Below are 5,253 nucleotides of genomic sequence, written 5' to 3'. Positions count from 1 at the left end.
AGTGCAGCCGGGCGGATCGACGGGCTCGACTGAGGAAGGTTGTCGACCACCAGGGAGAGTTGGATGGCAGACCGGCGATCGTGCACACCACGGCTAACTGGTGGCGTCCTCCTAATAGGCGTAGCCGGGATTGAAACGCAGCAATTCATTGCCGCAGGTGATCGCACAGTCCGGTTTCCAGGTGTTCGGTTCGTGATACCAGCATTTCAGGGTTGTATTGCCCGGCGCTGTTCCGGTGTGCGCATGGGCCGACGGGCTCGCCGACCACGTCGGGGTCGTTCGGCGTGTGGGACTCCCCCGGGCGGCACTGGTTGCTGGCGTCGCAGAACCGTGCCAGCGGCGGCTTGACGCTTGCATGATCTCCATCCGTGTTCCACCAAGCGGGCTGGAATGCGTGGACCGCGGTCGGCCGGATAATTGGCGTTAACTGGGTTGTTGAGTCAGCCGACCCCCAGGGCTGCCCGTCGTTTTGTTGGCATGGAAGCCGGAGTTGTAGGCCCACGGCGAAGAACCCGTTTTCAAGCCGGGTGGCATTCCCATCGTTGACGATTAGGCCGGCGCTGCGGGTCTCGTTCCACTTTTCCTGCAAAATCTGCAAGCCACTAGCGACGTTCGCGGCAAGTCCATGGCGAGGGCCCGCTGCCGGTCATACGGCAGTGCGACCTCGCCGGGCTCTCTTTGCCTGCCAGTCGCATACCGTCGGTGACCTGCATGACGCCGTACCCGCAATCGGCATCGGCGAAGTTGATAGCTCAGTCGTCGCCTTCGTCGTCGTTGTAAAGCTCGAGGCCAAAGTAGTTGCCGATCAGCCCGGCATGAAGCCTTCGGCCACGTAACCGAGTTGCTTCCGAGGCCCGGGAACTGCGAGTGCGCAAATATACGGTCCAGAGAGGTAAATATCTATCTGCAGGTCATTATGTGGTAATATGGGCTCCAATCCAAGATCATATGCCTTCCGCTCGCCATCCGGAAAGTGATGTCCTTGGCCGAATCGTAGAAGATTACCTCTCTGCTGGTACGATTCTTAGTATGGAAAGCTCCAGATACTTGATGCAGATTCCAAAAGACGCAGCCGCTGTTATTGCTGCCCAGGTAAACTACCTCGTATCGGGGATACCCTAAGCTCCGGTCGATCTGAATCGTGCAAAAAGCCCCGGCGACACACCCGGCGACAGCCGACTGCGCTCGGCTGGCACCAACACTGTTGAGGGGAAAGAAATCGTTGGCAAAATATGGGTCCCCACTAGCAGGGTAGAATCCCGGATCTAGGGCCGCGACGCGGGCTGACGCAAACGCCGCCGAATCTGGACCAGATATCGGAGGCGAGACTAATGCCGCAAAGACCGCCACCAGTACGGCGACACCCTTTACAAGAACATGCCTTTTATCCATCGCACGAAACTTCATCATCCACTTTTCTCCATGTGGTCCAATTGCAGCTCTACCTACGCCGACGCAGGACAATACCTCCGGCAATGGCACCCCCGGGCCGCCCTTCACCTCACTAGTGCCAACTCCGCCCAGATAGCCGCCGGTTCTGGTGGAATTCAGGTGAGAACCGTTCTGCCAGCCGATCGTGATCCCGCGTGGCGTCATGCTAGGCGATCGTGCCTTAAATCCAGGCGCTTCAGGGCGAGTATCGTATATCCTCCAAGCCGTTGTATTTCGTAGTTTCGGGACGCACTACTCAGTTACCAACCCGAAAGATAGAATAGCCTTAGAGTGGCATTTTAGGATTCCCTTCCGCTCGGTCAGCGCACCAGGAAATTTAGGCATCCCGTAGTCCCGGCTATACGCCACGGTAGTCAGCCTCGCTTTCAAAACAATTTCAAAATGAATCTCGAGCCGGTTCTGCTGTCGGCGGCGCCGGCTGTCACGGTGCCCGAAGCCGCTGCTGGATTGCCCGCAGCGCTGGCGGATCCTGGCGCCCGTCGCGGGGTGCGGCACCGGCTGGCGGTCGTCGGTCACCGCGGCAGTGTGCGCCGTAGTGCCCGGCAGCCGCTCATACACCGCGATCGCCGAGTGGGTCGCTGACGCGCCCGCTGCGACCATGGCCGCACTGGGTATCACTTCGGACCAGCGTCCGTCGGAAGCGATGATCCTTCGGGTTGTTGCAGGCCTTGGACCCGGACCTGCTCACCGCGGCGGTCGGCGGCTGGCGCCAGCCGGACCACAGCCACACCGGGGGCGGGCAGGCGGGCGATCGCCGTGGACGGCAAGACGAACGAGATCACCCGGTTCCGGCCGATGCTCGAGCAGACCGGCGACCTACGCGACGCCGTGGTCACGGCCGACGCGTTGCATGAGCCATTTCGTCGTGGTGGGGATGGCGTGGGCGGTCTGGTCCGGCGGCGTGTCGGTGCTCCATATAGGACGACACTCCGGTAGGACGGCAGTCGACCAAGAACGACAACCCTGTCCGGGAGTCTCGTTGCTCACCTATTTTGCCAGCATCTCCCCACCCACACGCAGCCTGATCCGTCTAAGTGAGTTGATCCGAACGCGGCGAGCTGATTTGGGCGGACGGTGGCGGAGGCTGCCGGCCCGCTTGGACTCAAGCACGGATCAAGGACGTCGTGCTGCTGTTGACCCTCTTGGGTGCGGCATTGGCATTGGCATTTACGGTCAACGCTTAGAGCGGGTGTTTTTTACCTGGAGCGCTATTCAGAATGGCTACCCCCATGTGCGGTAGATTTCCAGTCCGGTGACGGTGCGTAGTACGTCGGGGACGTCGGTGAGGCGTCCGCGCCATCCGGTTTCGAGGACCTTCCAGTTGACCACGTGTGCGATGGCCCGCTCGACGCCGGCGCGGGCGCTGTTGATGGCGGTATTGCAGGCGCGTTGGACGTCGGTCAGGTCAGCTCCTCGGGGTTTGCGGGGTGCCGGTGATCGCGGCGGTGCCTAGGTAGCCGAGGTCGGCGAGCATGCCGGGCCCTCCGGGTCGCAGATGGCTTGCCCACCGGTCGGCGATGCCGGAGTTGGGCAACGCCTTGCTGTCGTGGCGAGCGCCGGGCACCGGGGCCGGGAATCCGTCGACCAGCAGCGCTGACCGCTTGGCTTGGGCGCGAACCTCGCCGGCAGAGTCGGCGGTCGGTTGGCGCAGCAGGGGACGCAGCAGCGCGCGACGCGTGACTCGCTGGACTGCGAGCAGCCGAAGGCGACCGGTCATGGCCGACGCGGCGGCCCACCTCGTACGCGGTGGCAACCATTTACGGGTCTCGCCCTGTTCACGGGCGGGAGGGGTAGTGGACGAGACAGAAACGCTGCGCGACTTCGAGGCGTACGTGGCGGTCGCGTGGCCCCGGCTGCTGCGTTCGGCGTGGTTGCTGACCGGCGATTGGCACCGGGCCGAGGACCTGCTTCAGACCGTGCTCGCACGGGTCTATGGCAGATGGCCCAGGGTCCGGAACGGGGTTCCCGACGCCTACGTGCGCGCGATGCTGGCCACCACGTACCTGAACTGGTGGCGGCGCCGCTGGCGGGCCGAGGTGCCCACTGAACGGGTTCCCGACCGGTCCGGCGCCGATCCGCACGCGGATGCCGGCGTCCGGAACGTGGTCCGTGCGGCGCTGCGTGGTTTGCCGCACCAGCAGCGGGCGGTGATCATGCTGCGTTACCACGCCGATCTGACTGAGGCGGCGACCGCGCGGACGTTAGGCATCAGTGTGGGCACGGTCAAGTCCTACACCGCCCGGGCGCTGGCCGCGCTCCGGGCCGACCCCACGCTGCAGGCACTGCTAACTGAGGAGGCGAACCGATGAGCCACGATCGCGTGGCGCACCTGCTTGAGCAGGCCATCCCTGGTATCCCAGAGGAGCTGCGTCGGCCGCCGCTGGCGAAGCTACGCGCGCGGGCACGACGCCGTCGCACCCGCCGCAACGCGGCCGCAGCTGCCGTCGTCACGCTTGTGCTGGCCGGACCGGCCCTGTGGTACACGTCCACCCTCGACGGGCCGCAGCGCACGGCGCCCGCCGGACCGGGCGGACCCGCTGCGGCTGTGAACACCGGGCTCACCTGGTGGATGGCCCGGGTGGATCGGGCCGGCACGCAGGTCACCCTCTTCGTGTCGCGTCCGGTCGACGGCCCCGCCTGCCAGGGCTCCTGGAGTCCTGAGGCGACCTTCGCGACCGATGCTGCCACGGTCATCGTCACGGTCTCCGATGGCTCTGTGACCGGCGTTGGCTGCGCCAGCGACAACAAGCTGGCCACCGTCCAGATCACCTTGCCGGAGCCACTCGCCCGCCGACCCCTCATCGACGGGTACGACGACACTCGCCGCCCTGTGTATCGCGAAGCGGACCAGCCGCAGGTACCCGGCGGTAGCGCCGGCTGGTCCGAGGTGCCGACAACCTTCTCCGCCCCAAGACCAGTCAACGCCGAACTGCCCGCCGTCTGGAACGTGTCCTACACCCGCCCCGGCGGCCCGGACATCAAGATCAGGGGCTACCCGGCAGATCATTTACTGGCCGCCGTACCGAAGACGGAACCGGTCGGCACAGTCGAGGTGGCCGGTACACGCGGCGGCATCTACCCAACCGGCTTGGACCGGTACCTCGTGCGGTGGGAGGCACCCGGCGTGGTCTATAACCTCACTGTCCTGCCCACGGAAGGCGCATACGTGTCGCTGCCGACCTTTCGCGAGCTCCTGGCCCGCATCGGCGTCTCCTGACTCCATGCCCCGGCGACCACGCGTCCGCACCCGCAGGCGGGCCCCGGCGGTCGGCGTCGCGGCGGTTGAGGACCTGGACCCGACATAGGCAACGCATCGTCGGCCTCGATCGGCTCGGACAGCGGCTGATGCCAGCCGATCAAATCCGCGACACCGCCGGCGCTGAGGCGGTCACCCGCGCCACCAGCCGCATTTCGCGGCGGAGGAGGTGCAGCTGGCGCCCGTGGCCGCAATGGGCCAGCGTCGCAGCTGCTCGGGATTGCGATGCCGTGACGCGGTGGACGACCGGACACGTCAACTTCGCATAGGAGAACGGATGGGACCGCGGAACACGAGTCTGGATCGCTGGGGCCACGGCCTTCATGGTCGTCGGGGCGCTCGGTGGTCTGACCGTGTACAAGAAGCGACCCGGCGGGGACTGCACAGTCGAACGCCTGGCGTTACCGTCGCCCGGCGCGTACAGCCTCGTGTTGGCCATGGAGCCAGGCGGGCGCCACATCGTCGGCCGGACCGGCCAGACCGATCTCGATTCGCTGATCTGGACCGACCGCCGGCCCCGCCAGGTCGACCTGCCGGGTGAGGGG

Annotated in this window: 6 protein-coding genes; 3 read left to right on the top strand and 3 right to left on the bottom strand. The window is 65.4% G+C overall.

All coding sequences use genetic code 11. From position 1 onward, the window contains the following. Positions 1 to 145: 145 nt before the first annotated feature. The 3 genes from Asi02nite_RS40865 to Asi02nite_RS40855 form a co-directional block, all read right to left on the bottom strand. Entirely contained in the window at positions 146 to 598 is a 453-nt protein-coding gene (locus tag Asi02nite_RS40865; RefSeq protein ID WP_203719420.1) for a hypothetical protein, read from the bottom strand. 1,085 nt (positions 599 to 1,683) lie between these two features. Next, positions 1,684 to 1,968 (bottom strand): hypothetical protein, encoded by a 285-nt coding sequence (locus Asi02nite_RS40860; protein ID WP_203719419.1) that lies wholly within the window; start codon positions 1,966 to 1,968, stop codon positions 1,684 to 1,686. An 889-nt stretch (positions 1,969 to 2,857) separates the two neighbouring features. Continuing rightward, complete coding sequence (locus Asi02nite_RS40855; RefSeq protein ID WP_203719418.1) at positions 2,858 to 3,169, bottom strand: hypothetical protein; 312 nt, start codon at positions 3,167 to 3,169, stop codon at positions 2,858 to 2,860. On the opposite strand from Asi02nite_RS40855, the gene Asi02nite_RS40850 reads away from it, so the two are divergent. From Asi02nite_RS40850 to Asi02nite_RS40840, 3 genes are all read left to right on the top strand, one after another. Then, a complete protein-coding gene (locus Asi02nite_RS40850; protein WP_203719417.1) occupies positions 3,168 to 3,761 on the top strand; it encodes a SigE family RNA polymerase sigma factor in 594 nt (197 codons plus the stop codon). The two genes, Asi02nite_RS40855 and Asi02nite_RS40850, sit on opposite strands and share 2 nt — an antisense overlap. After that, positions 3,758 to 4,669, top strand: coding sequence for a hypothetical protein (locus tag Asi02nite_RS40845; protein ID WP_203719416.1), 912 nt, complete (start codon positions 3,758 to 3,760; stop codon positions 4,667 to 4,669). The genes Asi02nite_RS40850 and Asi02nite_RS40845 overlap by 4 nt, the downstream gene beginning before the upstream one ends. Before the next feature lie 362 nt (positions 4,670 to 5,031). Next, a partial coding sequence (locus Asi02nite_RS40840) for a hypothetical protein (RefSeq protein WP_203719415.1) occupies positions 5,032 to 5,253 on the top strand: 222 nt, incomplete at its 3' end.

It is taken from the genome of Asanoa siamensis, from assembly GCF_016862555.1.
Lineage (GTDB): Bacteria > Actinomycetota > Actinomycetes > Mycobacteriales > Micromonosporaceae > Asanoa > Asanoa siamensis.
The sequence above is the reverse complement of the archived record's forward strand: the minus strand, read 5'-3'. Positions and strand labels throughout refer to the sequence as shown.